The following is a 21,490-nucleotide window of genomic DNA, read 5'->3' as shown; positions in this document are numbered from 1 at the left end:
TTAAGGCCGGCATAAGCTTTCCGGCTTAAACTGATATGGATATCCCTTTTTTAAAATACGATTGTCGCAAATGTAGCAATGCCCGAAAAGGAAGGCTGTAATAATGATTCGTTGAGATTGTAGTAATTCTACTACAAATAGCTAAGCAGATTTATGGAGTGCTATGGAGTTAAATGTAATCCCGGAAGTTATTTGGACCAGCGTTTGCCGCAGGATAGACTCGCTTTAATACAGGAGGTTACTGTTTTGTTTTCTTACGCCTGGCAAATAAAACCATACCTGTTACCAGTAATACCATTCCTCCTGCTACAAGATACCACCAATAATTATTATGCTGATCCATGCCCACCGGTTGCAAATGACCGCTGTATACAAATCCTGCCCAGTAATATGGCAGGTGCAGGGTAGCGTTATCAGTATGTTCCTGCAACCATTGCAGCCGGGCATCGTGCAGGGCAAGGGCAGGATCTTTTCGCTGTTGCAACTGCCGGTAAAAATGTTGCAGGATACCAATAGCTGTTTCATCATTCACATTCCATAATCCCGATACAACACCACCTGCGCCGGCTGCCGTAAAGCCCCGGCTCAGGCTGTTCACCCCCTCCCCTGCCAGCCATTCCCCATCGGCTGTTTTACAGGCGCCCAGCACTACCAATGCCGGCGAAAAGGAACGATAGCGCAGGTCGAACAGGTAAAAAGGCTGATCATATAACTGCAGATAAGGAAAAGAATCCTGTACGCTGGCTACCGCATGGGTACTGATATGCAGGATACCTGTACTACTGGCATAGGTGGTGAAGTTTTGCCAGGTGGCCATTGAATCGGGGAAATAATTTCCTTTGATCATTCCCTGCAGGGATTGATACTCCTGCATGACTGATAATACCGGCTGCGGTTGTCCCTTGCCTTTGGATACAAAGAAACCGGTAAACCCATTTGCCGGGTAGAGGGCCGATTGCTGCTGGTACCAGGTTTGTAAGGAATAGGCCTGTGATAAAGAGGCCTGCTTAAACAGGAATGGCCATTCCTGGTAATGATGACTAAACTTCCCATGGGTAAGCAAGGCATCGAAGGGAAGGTAACTGAACATGCCGTCAGGGATCAACAGGTACCGCCGGTCTTTTAGCCAGTTATAACCGGTGAAAAGACGGGCATAGATTTCGTAACACTGCCGGAAAAATGGTTGCGGCGTATTCATCATGGGAGCCGGTCCCTTTACAAACCATTGTTGCATGAATTGCTGTACAGTATCCTGCAGCGCGCTGCTGTTGGCAATCAGTCTTACCCCGCTGATTCCTTTATTATCCATCTCTATGATATAGCTGTTATCACGCCCGGCAAAGAATTCCAGGGCGGTTACCTGCGGTGGAATACCTTGAAAGAAGTGGTGCAGTTGTGCCAAGCTGATCATACTTTGACCGGTGGAATCATTATTGTTCCTGAGCTTGTTCTTTTTATTCAACAGGGAAAGCTCATATTCAGCCGCCTGTAATAAAGCCGGGATATTTTTATTACCGGGAGCCGCTGCCGCTTCATGCTGGTAATAGATAATGACCTCCTGCAATCGTTGTGCTTTGCGGGCAATGCTATCGGCCGGGTGTACATTTTTTGCCTGGCCGAGCCGGGCAGCCCTTTCTTCTGCCAGTACCTGGGCTTTCGAAAGTTCAGCTATGAGCAATAGTTGCTCCTGGTATTTTTTCTGTTTGGTGGTTGTCCATAGTTTATAGGCCAGGTGCATGGCCGCCTCTGCACGCATCCGGGTAAGCTGCAGTTCTTTCAGCTTGGATTCCGTATAATAGAAAGCTGCCCGCAATTTCCGTCCGGCCATAAATACAGTTATATAATGCTCCAGTGCTGCTTCCGGTTTATTCAGCACAGGTAATACCATGGCCTTACCCGCCAGTGCATCTGCCAGCGTATTCTCGCTGTACAGCAGTGCTTCGGCCGGAACCTCCAGCAGGTTGGCGGGTTGCCAGGAAGGCAATAACCATTGTAGTGATTGCTGATAGTATTGTAAGGCATCTTCTGGCTTGCCTGTTTTAAAACATAGATCGCCCAGCAGTACATTTACCTTGGCCTTTTCACGCTGGCGGGCATTGGGATAATAGCGGTTAAATAACTGTAGTGCCTGCCGGGCATACTGCAGGGCTGCAACATGCTTATTCTGCTCCATGCTAATACGGGCCGCCATTTGCAAAGCGCTGCCATACCAATATACAGCATCTGTATCGTTTTTATAGCGTCGTAATTGTTGCAGGGAACGTTCTATTACAAATGCTGCCGAATCATACGTCCCCTGTTCCGTCAATATATCGGCCCAGGTGCTCAGCAACAGCCCATACAAAGGTGTATGCGGGTCTGCTTTTTCTATGCCTGCCTTGCAATATTGCATGGCCGACAGTAATTCGCCCTTCCAACGGGTGCAAATGGCCATATTGCTATAGGTGGCGGCTATTTCCCGGTTATCTTTCCGCTGCTGCGCCAGCGCCAATGTTTTTCTGTGAATAAATAAGGCCGTATTGTAATCAGCCAGCCGGGTATAGTTATTACCCAGTGGCTTAAGCACATAGCTAACAATGTCAACATCGGGCAAGGGATATGCTTCATAGAATGCCAGGGCCGTTTCATAGGCATTGATGGAAGAAAGGATATTGCCGGTTTGCAATTGGTAATATCCCTGCAATATCAACAGATTAAACCAGGCCACTCTTTCATCATAGGTAGTATAGCTTCTCCAGGCGGCCTGCTGGGTTTCCATCAGGAAGTTGATACGTTCAAACGGGGCCGCATCCACATAATCAATACGGGCATAGAGCCATTGCTCCAGGTTGTCTTTTTGTTGTAATTCCTGTAATTGCTTTTGCAGGGAGGCGGGCAGCCGGGTACTGTCGGGCGACGCATAAGATTGAATAAAGAAGCAACAATAAACAATAAACTGTATAACTACCTTATACAGGCAGTGTGCCATCAGGGTTAATTTGGCTAAAAGTATCGATTTTTTGCCACTTACAACTTCCAGCTCGCATACAGGAAGATGCGCTGGTGTGAGGGGTTCATGTATTGCAGGAAACGGATACCGGCGGCCGGGCCTCTGCGTACGATACCTAATTGCAGATCGGCAAAGAGCGCCCCCCGCCAGTTGGCAAAAGATTCCTGTTGTGCTGGTTGCTCTCCTTTGAACAGTTCCAGGCCGGTACCATTGGGCCGTTGTACATAGGTTTCCACTACCGGTGTGGTAGTACGCTCTACATCTACCGCTACCAAGGCACCCGCCCCGGCTACCATAAAGGCATTGAGGTTATACCGGAAAAATAACGGTACCGCTTCTACTGAGAATACTTTTTGCTTCTGGTACAGGTCCCGGTATTCTACTTTATATACTGCTCCATTGATGGTGGTATCACCGCCTGTTCTGCGGCCTGCATAGTATTCATACGTGCGTGATTTTTGCAGGTAGAGTTCCCACTGGAAATATTTCCTGTAAGCAGCATATTCCGATAAAGAAAAGCCCAGGACATAATTTTGCGGCAATATATCAGCGGGCACTTTACCCGGGATGGTATTGTACCCTATGATGATACCCGGCGACAATCCTTTCTTAAACCGGCCCACCGAACGGTTGGTATACACCGGCTCATTTTTATCAAAGACAATGGCCGCCCGGCTGGTAAAAGGCAGCTTCTTCATGTTCTTGTTAAAGCGCAGCCTATACCGTATATAGCCCATGGTAGAATCCGGGTCACTGATGCCCTCCTGCTGTGTACCGGGCAGGTAGATGTTTTTAAAGATGAACTGGATACTGTCTTTCGTAAGAATGGTATCTATACAGCTTTGATTGGCGTAGGCCGAATCGCACCAGGCGCAGGCCGGTTTCATATCCACCAGTTCTACCGTACCTGTATTCAGCATACCGGGTATGGTGATGGTAATGGCTACTCTTTTGGCCGGCCCTTTGCCGGTATTCTGGAACTGCACTTTATAGGTATTCTGCCTGTTCTTGCCGGTAAACCGGTAGTTCAACCGGCGGTTCCTGAGCATGATCCTGTTGGGATCGTGCGAAGCCACTATCTGCAACTCCAGGTTGAATTGCTCTATATCCATAGAAGGGTCATCGGGAATGAAAAGGCCGGAGATCGTGACCACGGCATTGGTGTCTTTGATCATTTCCGGCAGGGTATTCAAGGAGAGGAACATGAATTTCTCTTCGCCCGGCTTTACCTCATTCACCCGCCAGATATGATGCTTGCGATAGGTTTCCATTTGCTGTTTCAGCAATTGTTTCAGTTGTGGCTTATTGGCTATTACTTCGTAATTATCTGCGCTTACGGTGAACAATCCTTTTTTCTGCTCATCATGCCCGGGTAGTATCCACTCTTCTGCAGGGGCATAGGCCAGCAGGGAATCCAACCCAATGTTTTTTTCCTGGTGATAACTCCTGGCCTCTGCCATATCAAAGCTGTTCTGCCCAAATTGTTTTTCATTGTACAAGAGCATGACAGAGCCGCTGACAGACGCCACCTGGCTACCCGGCTTATTGCGGTAACCCAGGAGCAGTACCATATCTTCTCCCGGCCGGGGCATCTGGTTGGTCATCATTTCCAATGATCCGGCGCTTTTGAAAAAGGCAGGCGCTGTATTGGCGGCCAGCATGGTCTTCTTCTCTACCCGTATTTTTTTAAGGCGGGTGGGCGGCTTTTTACCATCATCATAGTTATTGGTAGCATAGAGGCGAACGGGATAATCGCCGGTGTCCCTGTACACATGGGAAGGCTCTTTTTCAAAACTGTAGGTACCATCCCCAAACTCCCAGAAGTAGGTATAGAAAGGGGCGGGCGCCCCGGCAACGCCACGCAGCGGGCGTAATACAGAGGTGAACTTCACGCGATTATCCTGTACCTGCGGTTCTACCACCGCAGGCAGGGTATCATTGATCTGTGCCCTGGACAGTTGAGCTATTAGTAATAATCCTGTTAGCAGACCCGGTTTCATATGTCAGCCGTTTTAAGGTATTCGTGGTTATATCAACAGGACGGATGATTTGTTACCCCTGAAGATATATAAAGTATGGCTACTATAAAAAATACGTGTTTTCACGGGTTATTCTTCCCGGCAAAGGTTCGACCTTTCCTTAAGCAGTATTAAGCTATCTCCCACATTCCTGTGGTTAAAGATTGCTGTAAACCTATCGATTCACTTATTAATGCCATTATTATGATCAGGAAACCGCCATTCCGGAAGTTACGTGGTTATGCATTTGACCCCAGCCTGTCGCTCAATATAGATACAGCACTGATCAATAATATAACTTATCAAGTGCCCTGGGAAGAGGATCTGCAACCCGGGCCTAAAGGTGAATACCTCGAAATAGTGGATTATGACCCTACGGTCAACAAATGGTATACGCCGGTAAATCTTAATGAACTATATATTGTGGCACAGGATGGTATTGACCCCGGCGGCAGCAATCCACAATTTCACCAGCAGATGGTATATGCTGTGGGAATGACCACTATCAAGAATTTTGAAGCGGCCCTGGGTAGGCCGGTATTGTGGAGCCCGCGCAGGGTAAAGGGCAAAGATGGCGATGCCAGGTTCACCGATGTATATGTTCCTGCTTTGCGTATTTACCCGCATGCATTGCGCGATGCCAATGCCTTCTACAGTCCGCAGAAAAAAGCGCTGTTGTTTGGCTATTTTTCGGCAAGGCCTGCTGATATAACCCTGCAAATGCCGGATAACCTGACTTTCACCTGCCTGAGCCATGATATTATTGCCCACGAAACCACCCATGCGATCCTGGATGGATTGTACCGGAAGTATATTGAGGACACGAATCCTGATGTACTGGCTTTTCATGAAGCATTTGCCGACATTGTTGCCTTGTTCCAGCATTTTACTTTTCCGGATGTATTGAAAAACCAGATTGCCGCTACCCGCGGTGACCTGGCTGCACAAAACCTGCTGGGCAAACTGGCCCAGGAGTTTGGCATTGCTATTGGAAGTTATGGCGCCTTGCGGGATGCCATCGGGGAATTTGATGAAAAAACAAAGGCCTGGAAGCCCAAAGAACCAACCGGCGACGAATACCGCACTATTATGGAACCCCACGCCAGGGGCGCTATTCTTGTTTCGGCCGTCTTTGACGCCTTCCTGACCATTTATAAAACAAGGGTGGCCGATCTGCTCCGGATCGCTACCAATGGGACCGGCATCCTGCCACAGGGACAATTGCTACCCGACCTGGTAAACAGGCTGGCGGCCGAAGCCTCCAAAACAGCAGGCCATGTATTGCAGATGTGTATCCGCGCCCTGGATTTCTGCCCACCTATAGATATTACATTCGGTGATTTCCTGAGAGCCATTATCACGGCCGACACCGACCTGATAGCACATGATAACCGGGATTACCGGATCGCATTTATTGATGGTTTCCGCAAGCGGGGCATTTATCCAACCGGTATAAAGAACCTTTCAGTAGAGAGCTTAAGCTATTCTGTACCACTGGCAGACGGCCTGGATGAGCCAATAGCCATACTGGTGGATTTTCTAAGGGAGTTTCGCCAGGCCATTACGTATGTTAAAGACCGCGAGAAAATATTTTACCTGAACCGCCGGTATATTGCCGGTGGTTATATGAATGATCAGGAGATAATGGGGTTGCACCAACGCCTGCATATCAAGTTCACCAACTCGATCGATTTTGAAAAACTGACCGGTCTTGTATTCAGTGATAACTATGAAGCGCTCGGCATCAGGAGTTCCAAAGCGTATGGATATGACCAGCCACGGCCTTCTTTTGAGGTCCATACGCTGCATTATACGTCGCGCACAGGTCCCACCGGCAACCAAAGCAATCAGGTGATAGTTACCCTCCTGCAGCGGGCGCTGGTGGAGGTAACGAAAGATGGAGATGGCAACTGGCAGGCTATGGGCAGCCATGATGCTGCGAAAGGGCTTAAACTGACCGGTGGATGCACACTGATCTTTGACCTGGATACCCTGAAACTAAAGTATGCCATCAGCAAGCCTTTACTGGACATTGATCTTTTAAAAACATATATCCCGGGATCGGATATGGATGTACATAAGCTGAACCTGGGACGGGCACTTCAACTGGAACAACAACAGCGCGGAAACCGGCTCAATATGAATGCTTACAAGGCCTATTTCAGCCCGGCAGAACGGAATGGCGTTGGAGAACCCTTCGCGTTTTTACACACACATTAAACCCTGTTTATGGCAAAGACAGCTAAAACAACCAAAAAGACTACCGCAACAATCGACCAGGTGTCTATCCGTTTATACCGCGCAGGTACCGGGGATTGCTTTTTGCTGCAATTCAAGGCCGGCGCAACTGTTAAGTGCAAGATGATGATCGATTGTGGCTGTATTCTGGGGGCCAGGAAAGATTTTGAGCCCTGGCTGGAGAATATAAAAGAAGTGACTGGTGGAAAGATTGATATCCTGGTGGTCACGCATGAACATGCAGATCATATCAATGGCTTTAAAGCCTGCAGTGATCTCTTTGACGAATTGACCTTTGACAAAGTATGGTTTTCCTGGACCGAAGATGAATCTGATGATGTAGCGAATGATCTTCGCAGGAACCATTCAAAGCTCAACCTGGCCCTTCATGCCGCCGTAACACAGTTAAATGGCCTCGTTAAAGAAGAATATTACGAAAAGCAATTTCAGGATGAGTTCCAGAGTAACCTGATGGTGGAGGGGAAAAAGCATTTCATTCATTCACTGGACCAACTGAACTCATTGAACATGAACCAAACGCTGGGAGCGGCTACCAAAGATGTTCCCAGTATGGTGGATCTTTTTACAGATTTTAACATCATTAAGGAGGACACGAAGGTAGAATTCCTGAGCCCGGGCGAACTGCTTAAGCAGGTTGCCAAACTGCCGGGCATGCGTATTTTCGTACTAGGTCCACCCCGGGATACCAGCCTGCTGGATATTACAGAAGCAGACGGAGAACATTTTGATAAACGTGAAAAGAAGAGCAGCAAAGATTTTGCATTTGCAGCCGCCGTACTGGGCGATGGCAACGGAACCGATGTAATGCCATTTGAGAGTGAATATGAGCTTGGTGATCATCATTCCGATATTAAGGAAGATTATGAAAAGAATAATGCGTGGCAGAAGATAGATACCGATTGGTTATATACAGCCGGCAGCCTGGCCCTTCGCTATGAGCGGAGTATTAATAATACCAGCCTTGCCCTTGCCTTCCAGTTTGAGGATAGTGAACGGGTGTTATTATTTCCGGGTGATGCAGAATTTGGGAACTGGAAAAGCTGGCACGACCTGGAATGGACCATCAAGGTTGATGGAAAGAACAAGAAGGTGAATGCTGAATATCTCTTAAATAATACTGTTTTTTATAAGATAGGGCATCATTGCAGTCAAAACGGATCTGCCAGCAGGCTGGGTGTTGATATGATGACACATGAAGACCTGACGGTAATGGCGCCCCTGAATTTCGCCAAGATCCAGACAGGCTGGCTCAACACGATGCCCAATGACCTGCTTTGCGCCACCCTGATCGCCAAAACGAAAGGCAGGTTTTATTTTTCCGGCGACCGGAACCAGCTTATGCCCAATATTAAAACGAAGCGGGTTACAGTGAAGAAATCACATGAGGCGATTTTAAATAAGCTCAATAAAGAGTTTGATGGAGAAGTGTTTATTGACTGTAACATCGAAGGGTAAGGTATATCGCCAACGCAGGCAAACAGCAAACAGTAACAGCCTTCCTACCTATAGCACCTTAACATAAATTGGCGTATATTACAATATGGCCATTAAACCGTTGGCAAGGAAGGTGTTGAAGATTACCGGCATCGTGGCAGGTGTATTACTGGTACTCCTGGTGGTGGCCTATTTCTGGTTTATACACCATGCTGAAAACATTATCCGGGAGATCGTACACCATAAGTCGAAAGGCAAGGTAGCCCTCTCCCTGAAAAACATTGTCTTCAACTTCAGCGACCGGCGGCTTGACCTTAAGCATGCCATCCTGTATAATACCGATTCAGCCAGCAAGAAGACAGCCTACCATGTATCGGTGGAAAAGCTCAGCCTGCAGCTCCATGCCCTGATGCCGCTGGTGCTGCACCGTGAACTGATCATAGACAGCATTCTGATCGCCAGCCCCGACATCCAGGTAATGAAATCAGATACGCTGGAAAAAAGACAGGGTTCCCTCTCCCGGGAGATCGGCGACCTGTATCACTCCATACACCAAGCATTGTCCCTGTTTTCTGTAGGTTATTTCCGGGTCAGTAACGGACAGTTCACCCTGGCCAACCGCGCCCGGGAAGACTGGCAGCCGGTGACCATTTCCAATATTGATTTCCTCATCAATAATTTCGAGGTGGATGGCAAGCGGGCTGAAGACAAACCCTTCCTGTTCAGCGATAACATCATTTTCAGCACCCATGACCAGGCATTCACTTTTCCCGACGGGCGTTACCGGATGACTTTTAGCCGCTTTCACATTAATGTAAAAGACCGGGTAATAGCCCTGGATAGCTGTACGCTTATTTCAGCTGGCAGGCATCATAAGAAGGTGGCCGTGAACCTGTTCCTCGACAAACTACAGTTTGCCAATATTGATTTTACTGATCTTTATGCCACCAACACGATCAGGGCCGATTCCATGTACGCCACCAACCCGGTACTGAACCTGCGTGTACAGTCCGACAGTACGAACAAAGGCGATACACCTCCTGTGCATATGGATACCCTGCTGCACCACCTGAGCCTGGATATGCAGCTTAAGTATATGGGCGTAAAGAATATCAGTACTTCGGTGGTCACCCACCATGGGGAACAAACCGCAGAATTCCATACGAAAGGAGATGACTTTGAAATGCGGGACCTTATGATTAACCGCAACGCCCCTCAGCCGGTTACCGTGGGCCGGTTTGATATGGCGATACGCGGCTATTCGAGTTTGAACAAGGACAGCACCTATAGTTTTAAGTTTGACAGCGTGCGGATCATTAATTCCAGCATTTTACTGAATAATTTTTCCATTACCAGCCTGGCCGGCGCCCCGGTAAAGCGGCACCACCAGCTTCCTTTATTTGAACTCGACAGCCTGTCGTGGGAAGAATTGATCTTTAACCGGCATATTAAGGCCAAACAGGCTGTATTGTATGAACCGGAGATCCATTATACCAGGCTCAACCGCACCAAAAACGGCAGCAAGGTATCCATGTACTCGATGCTGAACTCCCTGGACAATGCCATGTCGCTGGAAAGAATACGGGTGATCAACGGCAATGTTTCTTATGCTCCCAATCCGGATACCCGCCTGTTGCTGCAGCAGGTAAACCTCACTGTAAGCACCAACCGTTTACTGGCAGCCCGCACATCTTCCATGATGGGCGATGCGGTAGACTGGCTGCATTTTGAGAAAGGCAGTATCAAAACAAAAAAGCTGCAGGCCTATATCCGGAATGGCAGTTTTACAGGCGATAGTACGATACTGGAAGCTGATGAAGCAGCCATTCATGACCTTTCAGGCAGGATGGCGATCAGGGCCAAAGGCATCCGGCTGTCGGGGCTGGCATTTGACGACAGCAGCGACCATATCAGCATCGGTTCTGCAAGATGGAGAGAAGCGGAGGTATCTATACATACAGCCACACCACCTGCAACACCCTCCCACTCGTCCTCTTTGTCATTGAATATGGAACAGGTGCAGGGTAACAATACCCATTTGTTAATGACCGGTCCGCACAACAACGTGAGCACTTTTATTACATCGCTCAAAATAAATGCTGCGAAAAAAGATGCCGGTAAGGCGGCAAGGCTGGAAGGACTCGCTGTGCGTGGAAAGCAATTACAGTTTGCCAGTAAAAATATGGCCCTGAAAACAGGCGCCTATGAGCTGACAGATATGCACCCCTCTTTCATTCATGATGTGCATGTTACGCATTATACTACCCATGATTCCATAACGGCTGTAATACCCCAGGTGCACCTGGTGCCGGATATGGCGGCTATTGCTGCCGGCAACCTGCAGACAGAAGAGCTGATCCTTAAAGCGCCTACCCTGCTAATTAGTTTAACAGCCGGAAAAGGCACACATTCTCCACAGCACGATACAAAGGGCTCCTTAGGCTCCGAAGAACTCCCTACGAAGAGCAAACCACTGCCATCCATGCATGTTAAGAAACTGACCGTAGAGCAACCTACCCTGCATTTTGAACAAAAGCAGGTCAGCAAGGACTCCTTCGGAGAAAAGCAAACGGTGCTGCTTACCTGGAATCCAGGCACCCATCCCGCCCGCAATCAATGGCTGCTGACCAATATCAGGCATGATGGCAAAGCCCCCCTGACCATTGGAAGGGTCCATTTGTCAGGCACGGATGTATCATTCACCCGGCAGGCAGACAAACCACTTTTCCTGCAACCGCAAAGCATAGAACTGGTACTGGATAATGTTTCGCTGGCTACCGGGAAGCATCACTCCATGCCCTGGTCGGCTATGATAGAATATTTCGCACTTAGCAATATGAAGGTAAGCGGGCTGGGAAAAGACAGCAGTGAACTATACCTGAAGACGCTATCACTAGAACACCTGGCCATACAGGCCCAACAACATCACCGCGAATGGTTGAATAATAGTCCTCATTTTCACCTTAAAGAACTCTCCGGTGAATTTACCAGCAGCAAAGATCATTTTTACTGGCAGCAACTGCACTACCAGCATCCCCTTAGCTTATTGTCCATTGACTCTTTTGCTTATACCCCCGTACAGGACAGGAACACGTATATAGCCACGCATCCTTACCAGACAGACTATATACAATTGCAAACCGGTAAGATCACTGTACAGCATCCCAACCTGCCTGGTTATTTTAAAGACACCCTGGCTCATATAGCCACCGTGCATGTTCATCAACCCATCATCAGTGTATACCGCGACAAAAGGCCACCCAGAGAGCCCAATGTTATCAGGCCCTTGCCTGTGACCGCGATCAAAAATATGGCGCTCAAGCTGCGGGTAGACAGTGTGCTGGTACATAACGGGCATGTGCGTTATGAAGAGCTCAGTGAAAAGACAGGGAAATCGGGCATTATCAGCATTTCCCAACTGAACGCATCACTGGCCAGCATTAAAAGCTATGATCACCATCACACAGACAGCCTTAAGCTGCACGCAGATGCGTACCTGATAGATTCTATCCACGTGAACCTGCGGCTGTATGAATCTTATACCGATACACTGGCTGCTTTCCATATGACCACCCGCATTAGTAAGGCCAACCTGGTACACTTAAATAAAGTGGTAGAACCACTGGCTTCTGTCAGGATCAGGTCGGGACACCTGGACTCACTGACCCTGCGGGCTATTGGCAGGGAGTATTTATCCTATGGCGAAATGCATATGATGTACCGCAAGCTGAATGTGCAGATACTGAAGGGAGGCGATGAGCAAAAGAAGAGCTTTGTTACCAGGATGATCACGTTCGTAGCCAACAGCTTTGTGATCAAAAACCGTAACCAGCGCAAAACAGGCATTATTTATTTTGAGCGCCTGCGCGACCGCTCCATCTTTAATTATATGATCAAGATGCTGCTCAGCGGTGCAGGCTCCAGCGTGGGCGCCAAAAGTAATAAGAAGTATATAAAGCACTACAGACGTGAATTGCGCAAGCAGCGGTTGCCGCCCATACATTTGCAATAATACCGCAGCGTCCCCTGCGGGAGACGCTGTGGGGAAATCAATCCGGCATTCAGTATCCAGCATCTTTCCCGCTTATCGCTGGCGACTGTACTCAGGAAACAGTTCCGGTCACTCAAGAAGCCCTCTCACCGGCTCAATACAATGATTGGACCCAACCACTCCCATCTATCTTTAACAAAGTGTAATTAAAAATTATTTGGAGGTATCTAATAACCTATCTATCTTGTGGACTATTAAGATAATTCTCCTGCCAACTTTAGTTACATATTATTCTTCGTGCTGTTGTAGCACCTGTATGATGGGTTGCTGCCAATAAGCACGCCCCACCCCAGTTTCCGTTCCCTGCAGATTCCGATATCTATCTAATCATTAATAAAACAGTTATGTTATGAGTCAGCAATGGCACTTCGACACCTTACAATTGCATGCCGGTCAACAAATTGACCCTACCACCAAAGCAAGAGCCGTACCTATTTACCAAACCACTTCCTATGGGTTTGACAATGCAGCCCATGCCGCCGATCTGTTTGGACTACGGCAGTTTGGCAATATCTACACCCGCATTATGAACCCTACCACAGATGTCTTTGAAAAACGCATTGCAGCGCTGGAAGGAGGTGTCGCAGCGGTGGCCACCAGTTCCGGACAAGCGGCACAATTTATTGCGCTGAGTAATATATTGCAGGCGGGAGACAACTTCGTTTCTACCTCCTATTTATATGGCGGTACCTATAACCAGTTCAAGGTATCTTTTAAACGCCTGGGCATTGAGGCCCGTTTTGTAGAAGGTGATGATGCAAACAATTTTGCCAAATATATTGATAAGAACACCAAAGCCATTTATCTCGAAACCATTGGCAATCCCCGTCTCAATATTCCTGATTTTGAAAAGTTTGCCCAACTGGCCCGTGAGTACGACCTGCCCCTGATCGTGGATAATACTTTTGGCGCTGCCGGTTATTTATTCCGGCCATTGGAGCATGGCGCTCATATCGTAGTGGAATCGGCTACCAAGTGGATCGGCGGGCATGGCACAGCCATCGGCGGTGTAATAGTAGATGGCGGCAATTATAACTGGGGCAATGGCAAGTTCCCGCAATTCACCGAACCCTCAGAAGGTTATCACGGTCTGAAGTTCTGGGAAGTATTTGGCGAAGGTAACCCGCTCGGCCTGCCCAATATCGCTTTTGCTATCCGTGCACGGGTTGAAGGCCTGCGCGACTTTGGCCCCTCTCTGAGCCCTTTCAATGCATTCCTCTTATTACAGGGCCTGGAAACATTGTCCTTGCGTGTACAACGCCATGTAGAGAATGCGCTGGCCCTGGCTACCTGGCTGCAAAATCATCCGCTGGTAGAGTTTGTGGAGTATCCCGGACTGGAAAGCAGTCCTTACCACAAACTGGCGCGCAAGTACCTGCCCAATGGATTTGGCGGCATCCTGAATTTCGGTATTAAAGGGGACAAAGAAAAAGCCAGTCAGTTGATTGATTCCCTGAAGCTGGCCAGTCACCTGGCCAATGTAGGCGATGCCAAAACGCTGGTGATACATCCTGCCTCCACCACCCACGAACAACTGAGTGCAGCAGAACAAATTGTTTCAGGCGTTCGCCCCAACCAGGTAAGGGTGAGTGCAGGTATTGAACACATCAGTGACATTATAGCCGATTTTGAACAGGCTATTGATAAAGTCTTTGCCAAAGAACTCGTATCATAATACCAGGTGCCACCAACCACCCGTCGGCCTTTCGGCACCGGGTGGATTGTTTATCCTGTAACGCAGTGATTGTACATGAGCGATTATCAATTGTTTGAATACCGCGATGCATTTACGCTGGAAAGCGGTATCACCCTGCCAGGCTATCACCTGGCTTATCATACCTACGGGACCTTAGATCCACAAAAGAATAATGTGGTGTGGATTTTCCACGCCCTGACTGCCAGCAGTGATGCAGCCAGTTGGTGGCCTGGGCTGACAGGGCCGGGAAAGTTGTTTGACCCTGACAAATATTTCATTGTTTGCGTCAATATGCCCGGCAGTTGCTATGGCAGCATCGGGCCCCTGGAAAAAAAGCCGGGAAGCACTCATTTGTATTATGATGATTTCCCGGTATTCACGATACACGATATGGTGAATGCCTATAAGCCCCTGCGCCGCTTTCTTGGCATTGAGCAGATACATATTGGCATTGGCGGATCCATGGGTGGCCAGCAATTACTGGAATGGGCTATTGATGAGCCGGACGCTTTTGAATATATTATACCTATTGCTACCAATGCCTGGCATTCGGCCTGGGGTAAAGCCTTCAATGCATCGCAACGCTGGTGCATTGAATCCGACCATACCTGGGGTCATCCCTCACCGGAAGCTGGTATGCAGGGCATGAAGATCGCCCGCAGTGTGGCGCTGCTCTCCTACCGGCATTACCAGACTTATGACCTGTTCCAGTCGGATGACGCCCCTTACGCTACGACGCAGTATAAAGCAGGCTCTTACCAGCAATACCAGGGGGAAAAGCTGGCCAAACGGTTTAATGCATTCAGTTATTACCGGCTGAGCACCAGTATGGACAGTCATCATGTAGGCCGTAAACGGCCGGATGCGCCCACCGCCCTGCGGACCATTACTGCCAAAACACTGGTGATAGGGATTGAAACAGATATCCTGTTTCCGCTTTCCGAACAGCAATACCTGGCTCAACATATACGGGGTGCAAGATTGGCCGTGATCAACTCCCTGTATGGGCATGATGGTTTCCTGCTGGAATTTGAGGTGATCGAAAAGGAGATTACCGCTTTTTTAAATAAGCCACTAACAGAAAAAGTTCAGGATAAGGATGTTCCGGTGCAATGGCTTACGGGGGAATAAGATTTGCAGGGTAAATTTCTGCAGCTTATTGCACCCCAACATTCTTAATTTTAATAATCTGAACAATGACAAACTTCACTACACGGGTAGAGTTGCATCAGGCAAGTGCGGCAGACTACCGGCAGCTAATCCTGGCCATGAAAAAGGAATCTTTTGTTACCGGCAATGACAAACAAACATCCGGTATTCTTACTTTCAAACGCAGGGCAAATGTAGAAATCAAAGAGGTGATAGATGCCGTGGTGAGGGCAGCCTCCACTACCGGCAAAAAATTTTCTTTTACTGTGATGAAGGATAAACCAATTGATAAGCCGGATACCAAACACCGCCTGGTATTGCACTAAGCAACCGGTTACCAGTTCTTAAGCCATTTTTCGGCAGTGGCCTTTTCAGCCAGGTCTTCATCCACTACTTGTTGCAGCAATGTTTTAGCAAGGGGGAGGTCGCCTGGCTGATTGCGTTTTATAAGTGTCAGCGCCTGGTAAAAAATACCCCTATTGGTATAATCCTTCTTATAGGAAGCCAGTTGTTTGAACCAGTTCAGGGCCTTATCGTATTGCTGCAGACGCAGGTTACTGATTCCCGCAAATTCAAGCGCCTGCCGGTTACCGGCATTATGACTGATAACCGCTTCAGATAAAGAAAGTGCATCTGAGAATTTGCCTTTGTTGTACAGATCGCGGATCATTTCTATGCTATCAACAGTAGCGCTCATGGATACCCCCATGCTACTTAGTTCCTGCCGGATATAGCGGTCGGCTAATTGCTGCTTGGAAATGGGCAGCAGGAAGGTGACAGTGAATATTAATCCTATAATAACGGCCGCGGCCGCCACATAGCGCCAGATACGGTATTGCGGCTTCACTACGCGCAACGGGGTAGTCCGTTGCTGCTGGTAGAGCTTCCGGAAATGTGCTATTTTTTCAGCCCTGGCTTCCTGCTGTAATAACCCTTGGGTAGTAAGGTAGAAAGCGACTTCCTCCGCAAAGATGGGATCATCGAGCAATTTTTGCTCAAACTGCCGGCTTTGGGAAGCGGAATCTGCTCCTTTAAAGTAGTCGTCTATGTATTCGAGGTGTTTCATGTGACCTTTATGTCGGATTGTATAATCGGCGCAACTTCTCCAGGCAACGTAACCTGCTGGTTTTTACTACATCGGCTGTCTTATATTCCATCATAGCAGCAATTTCCTTATCGGTATACCCTTCTGCCGACAGTTGCAGTAACTGGTGGCAGGTATCACCTGTTTCGGCCAGTCGCTGCTTCAGGAGGTTTTCATCTGCCTGATCGGCCAGCTTTTGTACGATGGATTTAGCAGCATCCGATACGTGTACCAGCATGTCTGTGATGGATACCGTTTGATGCACCTTATTCTTATTAGTCGCTTTTTTCCGCAACAGGTCAACGCTTTTGTTATGAAAAATTTTATAAAGCCAGGTTTTCAGGGAAGAAGCGCGCTCAAAAGTCCCGTCGGCGATCTTGTCAATAGCGGAGAGGATGGTATCGGAATAGGCGTCAAAAGACTCATCTTCCGTGAGGGCGTGCTTGCGCATGCCCTCGTGTATAAAATACATATAAGTTGTAAATAATTCTTCCTCTCCTTTTCTCCTGTTAATACCTCCGCCGGTAAGATTTTCAATGATCCGGAGATCAGCGGCAGGTAAATTTTTATATTCATTCATGTAGAGGCGGCGGTTGCGTGTAATATACCAAAAATATGCCCAAAAATAATTCGTTACAGTTGTTTCCCCCACCTATCCATCCCACGACTAATTAAAAAGATCAGGCTAACCCATAAACCATAGCATTAACGACCCCATGCTAAACCCGCAACCGTTTGTAACAGTTTTGTCATTTCCGGATAAGAACTGTTATGAATGCATCATTTACACTTGCACAACCCCGGCAATCCGGACTTTCAATATCCAGGTAACCGATGGAAAATAGATTAACAGCCATGAATAATAAAATAACTGCGCGGCAGGGATTTGCAGTGCTATATCATAAAGCCCCCGCTTCTGCGCGGGGCTTTATAGCCCGCTTGAGCGCGAAAAGCAATGAACTGCCGGCAAACAGGGAAAACATTAACCAACTAAGCTATAAGCTACCTTTTATGAAAGGTCCAGAAATGCCTCTTATTGATACGGCGCCATTCGATTCGCGGGAAACCCAACAGGGGTACCACCTGGCAAGGATACAGCAACTGGAATCAGCCTTAAATGAGCTGAACCTGCTGGAAAATCCCTGTGAGATTGAAGCCATTTGCAAACAGATTATTGCCATTAAGGAACTGTTACGAAAAATAACGCCGGTTACGGAGTAGGACGATAGGCGGAGCGCCACCAACGAACAACCAACAGCAATACGATAATGCCCGCAGCTATTGCCGGCAATACCAGCCACCAGGGGAATGGCTGCCCGGGCATATCGGTTATTTTCCCTGTAAGCACCGGTACTGCCCAATGATAAGGCAGGCCATTTTCTTGGGAGGAAGACTCCATAAATTCCAGCTTGGCATGTTGTAATGCCACATCCACCGGCTCCCCTTCAGAAAGGTATTTATAGAACAAGGTGGTTAAGGTATAGGTCTTTTTGTTTTCGGCCTTCCACAGGCTGGTAATGGCTGCGGGAATACCCAGGGCAGCAAATCCGCGGTTAAAACTGAACACACCTTCTCCCTGATAAAATTTACCCGAGCCTGTTTCGCAGGCCGATAATACCACCAGGCTGGTGGCAGGTTTTTTATCGCTCACCAGGTCCGACAGGTAGAGCAGGGAATCTGCAAAATAGATCACCGGCTCGCCCTGTTCCAGGTTGTCCGAAGCATGGGTATATAACTGGATGATCCTGTAATTGGCAAATTGTTGCAGGAAGTTATTCCTTGAAGCGTCCTTCCTGGTAAAGTTATCGGCAGTACTGAAGTAGCGGGTCAATGCTTCCAGCGACCGGTCGCTTTCATATAATTCCGGCAGTTTAGCGCCCGCATATTGTACCGGCGCAAATCCCATAAATGTTTTTGCCTGTTTGTTGGTCGCTGCCGTAAAATCATTGAACAGGTAGCGGGCGGAATAGGTATAGCTGATGGCATGGTCTTTCAGGAACCAGGTACGCGGGCGGATAGCGGTAAGCAGGGCCTCGAAGGGGAAATACCGGCCATCGGGTGAAATGATGACCCGGCCGGCAGGAATGGCCTCCTGCTGAAAGATGAGCTGGTACAGGCTGTTGGATATATGGGTGAAGGTCTCAAAATCGCTGTTCTGCCGTCCATAATCGGATACATAGGTAATAAATTGACCCGCCAGGCTGTCAAAGGCTTGCTTGTCAATTTTGCGCAAACGGGCATCCCGGGCAGTAATGATCATAACATATACCGCACTATCCCCTGAAAATAGTTCGATGAATGCCTGGTAATCTTTCAGGATGGTTTGCTGCACCTGTTGCAGGCTGATAAAGTTGCTGTCAATGAAGTTCTGGTAATAAAACGGGTTGCGTTCCTTGATCTTACTGGTCAACTGTTCCAACAGTTGCTGGTGCACTGCCTTTTCCTGCTCCAGTTCCGCCCGCTTTGACGCAGGCAACTTGTTGTTCAATTCCCGCTCCAATGCATTGACCCTCGTCCTGGCCTGCGCCTGCTGCAGGATATCCTGCTCTCCCAGCCAGCGTTGTTCTGCCAACTGGTCGTTCAACAATACGGCCCTGCTTTTCTCAAAGAAGTAGAAAGCGTCTGCCGGCTTACCGGCAGTATAGCAGGCATCGAGCGCGTGCTCATACAGGCCGTGACTGTCATTGCGCCAGAAAAGTTTGGAGTTCAGGTTAGACTGTTCACCTTTGATCCGGTTCACCAATTGGTCGGCATACTTAAAGATCCTGATGGCTTCCTGTAAGTCGCCTGCATTCCGGCTATAGGTATATTTTTTTCGCCGGGTATTCCCCATCTCTATTAAAAGGCCGGTGAGGTAGTGGATCTTCTTGAGTCTGATAATGTCTTCCGTTGGGCTGTTTACCAACTGCTCAACGCCTGCCCCCTGCCTGATATGGTCCAATGCCCGGCCGAAACATTTAAAGGCTGTATCATATGATCCTTTCTGCACGTATATCTCTGCCATATTGGACCATATATTCAGCGACTCAATAGAATCTTCCTTGAATTTTGATGTATCTGTATTTTTATAAGTCAGCGCTTCTCTGAAGAGGGGCAATGCCTTATCATATTGCCTGTATTGCCGGAAATAAACTTCATTGGCCATTGTATTGAGCAATTGTTTCCTGCTCAGCGGCCGCTTTTCTACTGCCAGGGCCTGTTTGAAGAATTGGAGAGACCGGGTATAGTTGCCCTTATGTATTTCCGTTTCTGCCTGCAGGCCATAAAAGGTTCCGCGATAGGCCGACAGAATGTTGGCGCCATGTTTGTTCAATTGGTTGTTTAACAGGGTCTCTGCTTCATTGTATTGTTTTAGCCTGAATAGGGCGTTGATCCGCCAGCCGAAACTGCTCAGCGCATAGGTCATGGTACCCGAACTGTCGCCCTTGTCAACCGCATGTGGGAAATGTAGTACCGCCTTTTCTTCGCATTCCCTGAAGTAAGCAATAGCATGATGATAGTCGCCCAGATCATAAAAATATTGCCCCCGTTCGTACAGCGGATTCTGTATGGAGCGGTCAACATAGTTAAACCGCCTGCACTCTTTGATACAACTGTCCAGAATTTTCATCCTGTCCCGCACATTGTTCGTCCCTTTATAGGCCATGGCCATCCACAGATAGATACGCATCAGCTCCTTTTCATTAATAGCAGGATTATTGGGCGTACGCCTGACCAATACAGCAGCTTCTTTGAGGTACCTGATCGCTTCGAGGTAGTTGTCCTGCTTATAATAGGTGTTGGCAATTGTGCGCAGCAGCAATACATGCGTTGAATCGTACCAGTAAGGGCAATGTTGTATCTTTTTCTCCCATTGCAGCAATTGCTGCCTGGTTTCCGGCGCAAGGGCCTTTGGAGTATCTGATTTATCTAAGCTATTCTTTAATAAACTGATTTCCCGCCACAGGGAATCCCTGTCGGGGCACTGGCCGTTGAGCCATACCACCACCAGCAGGCTACCAATAAGCAGAGAGACTTTCTTTAACATGGGCTGTTAAAGTTAATCAATATAAATACATAAGTCCCGGCATATAGCTCTTTAAAGGGCTATTTTGCCAGGACTTTCTATTCGCCTTTGACTAATTAATGCGTTTACATGGTCGGTGGTGGTGGTGGTGGTGGTGTGGGAGGATCAATGTCCTCTTTACCCGTTACGGGGTCGGCCAATGCTGCGGTGCTCTTCAATGTGACAGCTACAAAGTTCTCCGTTTTTCCTTTCCGGGTGGGGGGTGGATTTATATACACATGTAAGGTAAAGTCCTTACAATTGGGGAGCTCACTGGGCTCTTCCGTCCATTCAAAAAGAATAGCATATCTTTTTGCCTTTATGGTATTATACCCGGTCAGGTAACCGATATAATACCCTTCGATGGCTTCTTTACGATGAAGAATAGAGGGGTCAAAGATGATGTTTTTGAATTCAACAGAAAACCATTTGGTGTAGCCCTTGGCGATTGGCGAGGTTTTGCTGGCCTGCGCCTCTGCGGCGGTTAATCCATTAGTGCTCATAAACCTGTTTTTAAAGTGAAACAATTGGAGATTGCTATATCCAACACATCCGGTGTACAGCACCAACAGGGCAGGTTTTGGAGGTTACCTGTGGGTAGTAATACATGGATGGCTGATAAATTGAGGTAACATTTATTCCATAAGGATGGGACAAAGACTATAAAAAACGGATAAGTACAGTACTGTTTCTTTCCAGCGCGCTGCGTCGTGTACAGACTTTTGTCGTAATTCATTGTACGAAGGGAAACAAGGATGATCGCTC

13 protein-coding genes are annotated in these 21,490 nt (G+C 48.0%); 7 read left to right on the top strand and 6 right to left on the bottom strand.

What is annotated here, in order from left to right:
• Positions 1 to 238 precede the first annotated feature (238 nt).
• Together HB364_RS17920 and HB364_RS17915 are read right to left on the bottom strand one after the other, a co-directional pair.
• Positions 239 to 2,968: a CHAT domain-containing protein gene (locus HB364_RS17920; RefSeq protein WP_167289585.1), complete on the bottom strand. Its 2,730-nt coding sequence runs from the start codon at positions 2,966 to 2,968 to the stop codon at positions 239 to 241.
• A gap of 38 nt (positions 2,969 to 3,006) precedes the next feature.
• A complete protein-coding gene (locus tag HB364_RS17915) occupies positions 3,007 to 4,989 on the bottom strand; it encodes a PKD domain-containing protein (protein ID WP_167289584.1) in 1,983 nt (660 codons plus the stop codon).
• Positions 4,990 to 5,211: 222 nt separating this feature from the next.
• Between HB364_RS17915 and HB364_RS17910 the strand changes: the two genes are divergently transcribed.
• The 6 genes from HB364_RS17910 (at position 5,212) to HB364_RS17885 (ending at position 15,922) form a co-directional block, all read left to right on the top strand.
• Complete coding sequence (locus tag HB364_RS17910; RefSeq protein WP_167289583.1) at positions 5,212 to 7,227, top strand: gluzincin family metallopeptidase; 2,016 nt, start codon at positions 5,212 to 5,214, stop codon at positions 7,225 to 7,227.
• A 9-nt stretch (positions 7,228 to 7,236) separates the two neighbouring features.
• Complete coding sequence (locus HB364_RS17905) at positions 7,237 to 8,721, top strand: MBL fold metallo-hydrolase (protein WP_167289582.1); 1,485 nt, start codon at positions 7,237 to 7,239, stop codon at positions 8,719 to 8,721.
• Between the two features lie 85 nt (positions 8,722 to 8,806).
• Positions 8,807 to 12,712 (top strand): hypothetical protein, encoded by a 3,906-nt coding sequence (locus tag HB364_RS17900; protein ID WP_167289581.1) that lies wholly within the window; start codon positions 8,807 to 8,809, stop codon positions 12,710 to 12,712.
• Positions 12,713 to 13,100: 388 nt separating this feature from the next.
• Positions 13,101 to 14,426: an O-acetylhomoserine aminocarboxypropyltransferase/cysteine synthase family protein gene (locus tag HB364_RS17895; RefSeq protein WP_167289580.1), complete on the top strand. Its 1,326-nt coding sequence runs from the start codon at positions 13,101 to 13,103 to the stop codon at positions 14,424 to 14,426.
• Between the two features lie 75 nt (positions 14,427 to 14,501).
• The gene (locus tag HB364_RS17890; RefSeq protein WP_167289579.1) at positions 14,502 to 15,578 is read left to right on the top strand and encodes a homoserine O-acetyltransferase family protein; all 1,077 of its coding nucleotides are present in this window, start codon (positions 14,502 to 14,504) and stop codon (positions 15,576 to 15,578) included.
• Positions 15,579 to 15,643: 65 nt separating this feature from the next.
• Positions 15,644 to 15,922: a hypothetical protein gene (locus HB364_RS17885; protein WP_167289578.1), complete on the top strand. Its 279-nt coding sequence runs from the start codon at positions 15,644 to 15,646 to the stop codon at positions 15,920 to 15,922.
• A gap of 8 nt (positions 15,923 to 15,930) precedes the next feature.
• Here HB364_RS17885 and HB364_RS17880 read toward each other — a convergent pair whose 3' ends face one another.
• The gene (locus HB364_RS17880; RefSeq protein ID WP_167289577.1) at positions 15,931 to 16,662 is read right to left on the bottom strand and encodes a hypothetical protein; all 732 of its coding nucleotides are present in this window, start codon (positions 16,660 to 16,662) and stop codon (positions 15,931 to 15,933) included.
• A 7-nt stretch (positions 16,663 to 16,669) separates the two neighbouring features.
• Positions 16,670 to 17,260 (bottom strand): RNA polymerase sigma factor, encoded by a 591-nt coding sequence (locus HB364_RS17875; protein WP_167289576.1) that lies wholly within the window; start codon positions 17,258 to 17,260, stop codon positions 16,670 to 16,672.
• A gap of 431 nt (positions 17,261 to 17,691) precedes the next feature.
• Here HB364_RS17875 and HB364_RS17870 point away from each other — a divergent pair, with 431 nt between their 5' ends.
• Complete coding sequence (locus HB364_RS17870; RefSeq protein ID WP_167289575.1) at positions 17,692 to 17,901, top strand: hypothetical protein; 210 nt, start codon at positions 17,692 to 17,694, stop codon at positions 17,899 to 17,901.
• Here the strand turns inward: HB364_RS17870 and HB364_RS17865 are convergent.
• Positions 17,891 to 20,707, bottom strand: coding sequence for a CHAT domain-containing protein (locus HB364_RS17865; protein WP_167289574.1), 2,817 nt, complete (start codon positions 20,705 to 20,707; stop codon positions 17,891 to 17,893). The two genes, HB364_RS17870 and HB364_RS17865, sit on opposite strands and share 11 nt — an antisense overlap.
• Positions 20,708 to 20,811: 104 nt before the next feature.
• Entirely contained in the window at positions 20,812 to 21,228 is a 417-nt protein-coding gene (locus HB364_RS17860; RefSeq protein WP_167289573.1) for a hypothetical protein, read from the bottom strand.
• Positions 21,229 to 21,490 lie beyond the last annotated feature (262 nt).

It is taken from the genome of Paraflavitalea devenefica, from assembly GCF_011759375.1.
Classification (GTDB): Bacteria; Bacteroidota; Bacteroidia; order Chitinophagales; family Chitinophagaceae; genus Paraflavitalea; species Paraflavitalea devenefica.
The sequence above is the reverse complement of the archived record's forward strand: the minus strand, read 5'-3'. Positions and strand labels throughout refer to the sequence as shown.

What these genes read in the sequence shown, in the direction of transcription:
- HB364_RS17890 (WP_167289579.1), top strand. Translation starts at nt 14,502, where the DNA reads ATGAGCGATTATCAATTGTTTGAATACCGCGATGCATTTACGCTGGAA.
- HB364_RS17860 (WP_167289573.1), bottom strand. Translation starts at nt 21,228, where the DNA reads ATGAGCACTAATGGATTAACCGCCGCAGAGGCGCAGGCCAGCAAAACC.
- HB364_RS17910 (WP_167289583.1), top strand. Translation starts at nt 5,212, where the DNA reads ATGATCAGGAAACCGCCATTCCGGAAGTTACGTGGTTATGCATTTGAC.
- HB364_RS17875 (WP_167289576.1), bottom strand. Translation starts at nt 17,260, where the DNA reads ATGAATGAATATAAAAATTTACCTGCCGCTGATCTCCGGATCATTGAA.
- HB364_RS17905 (WP_167289582.1), top strand. Translation starts at nt 7,237, where the DNA reads ATGGCAAAGACAGCTAAAACAACCAAAAAGACTACCGCAACAATCGAC.
- HB364_RS17895 (WP_167289580.1), top strand. Translation starts at nt 13,101, where the DNA reads ATGAGTCAGCAATGGCACTTCGACACCTTACAATTGCATGCCGGTCAA.
- HB364_RS17870 (WP_167289575.1), top strand. Translation starts at nt 17,692, where the DNA reads ATGAAAGGTCCAGAAATGCCTCTTATTGATACGGCGCCATTCGATTCG.
- HB364_RS17880 (WP_167289577.1), bottom strand. Translation starts at nt 16,662, where the DNA reads ATGAAACACCTCGAATACATAGACGACTACTTTAAAGGAGCAGATTCC.
- HB364_RS17865 (WP_167289574.1), bottom strand. Translation starts at nt 20,707, where the DNA reads ATGTTAAAGAAAGTCTCTCTGCTTATTGGTAGCCTGCTGGTGGTGGTA.
- HB364_RS17900 (WP_167289581.1), top strand. Translation starts at nt 8,807, where the DNA reads ATGGCCATTAAACCGTTGGCAAGGAAGGTGTTGAAGATTACCGGCATC.
- HB364_RS17915 (WP_167289584.1), bottom strand. Translation starts at nt 4,989, where the DNA reads ATGAAACCGGGTCTGCTAACAGGATTATTACTAATAGCTCAACTGTCC.
- HB364_RS17885 (WP_167289578.1), top strand. Translation starts at nt 15,644, where the DNA reads ATGACAAACTTCACTACACGGGTAGAGTTGCATCAGGCAAGTGCGGCA.
- HB364_RS17920 (WP_167289585.1), bottom strand. Translation starts at nt 2,968, where the DNA reads ATGGCACACTGCCTGTATAAGGTAGTTATACAGTTTATTGTTTATTGT.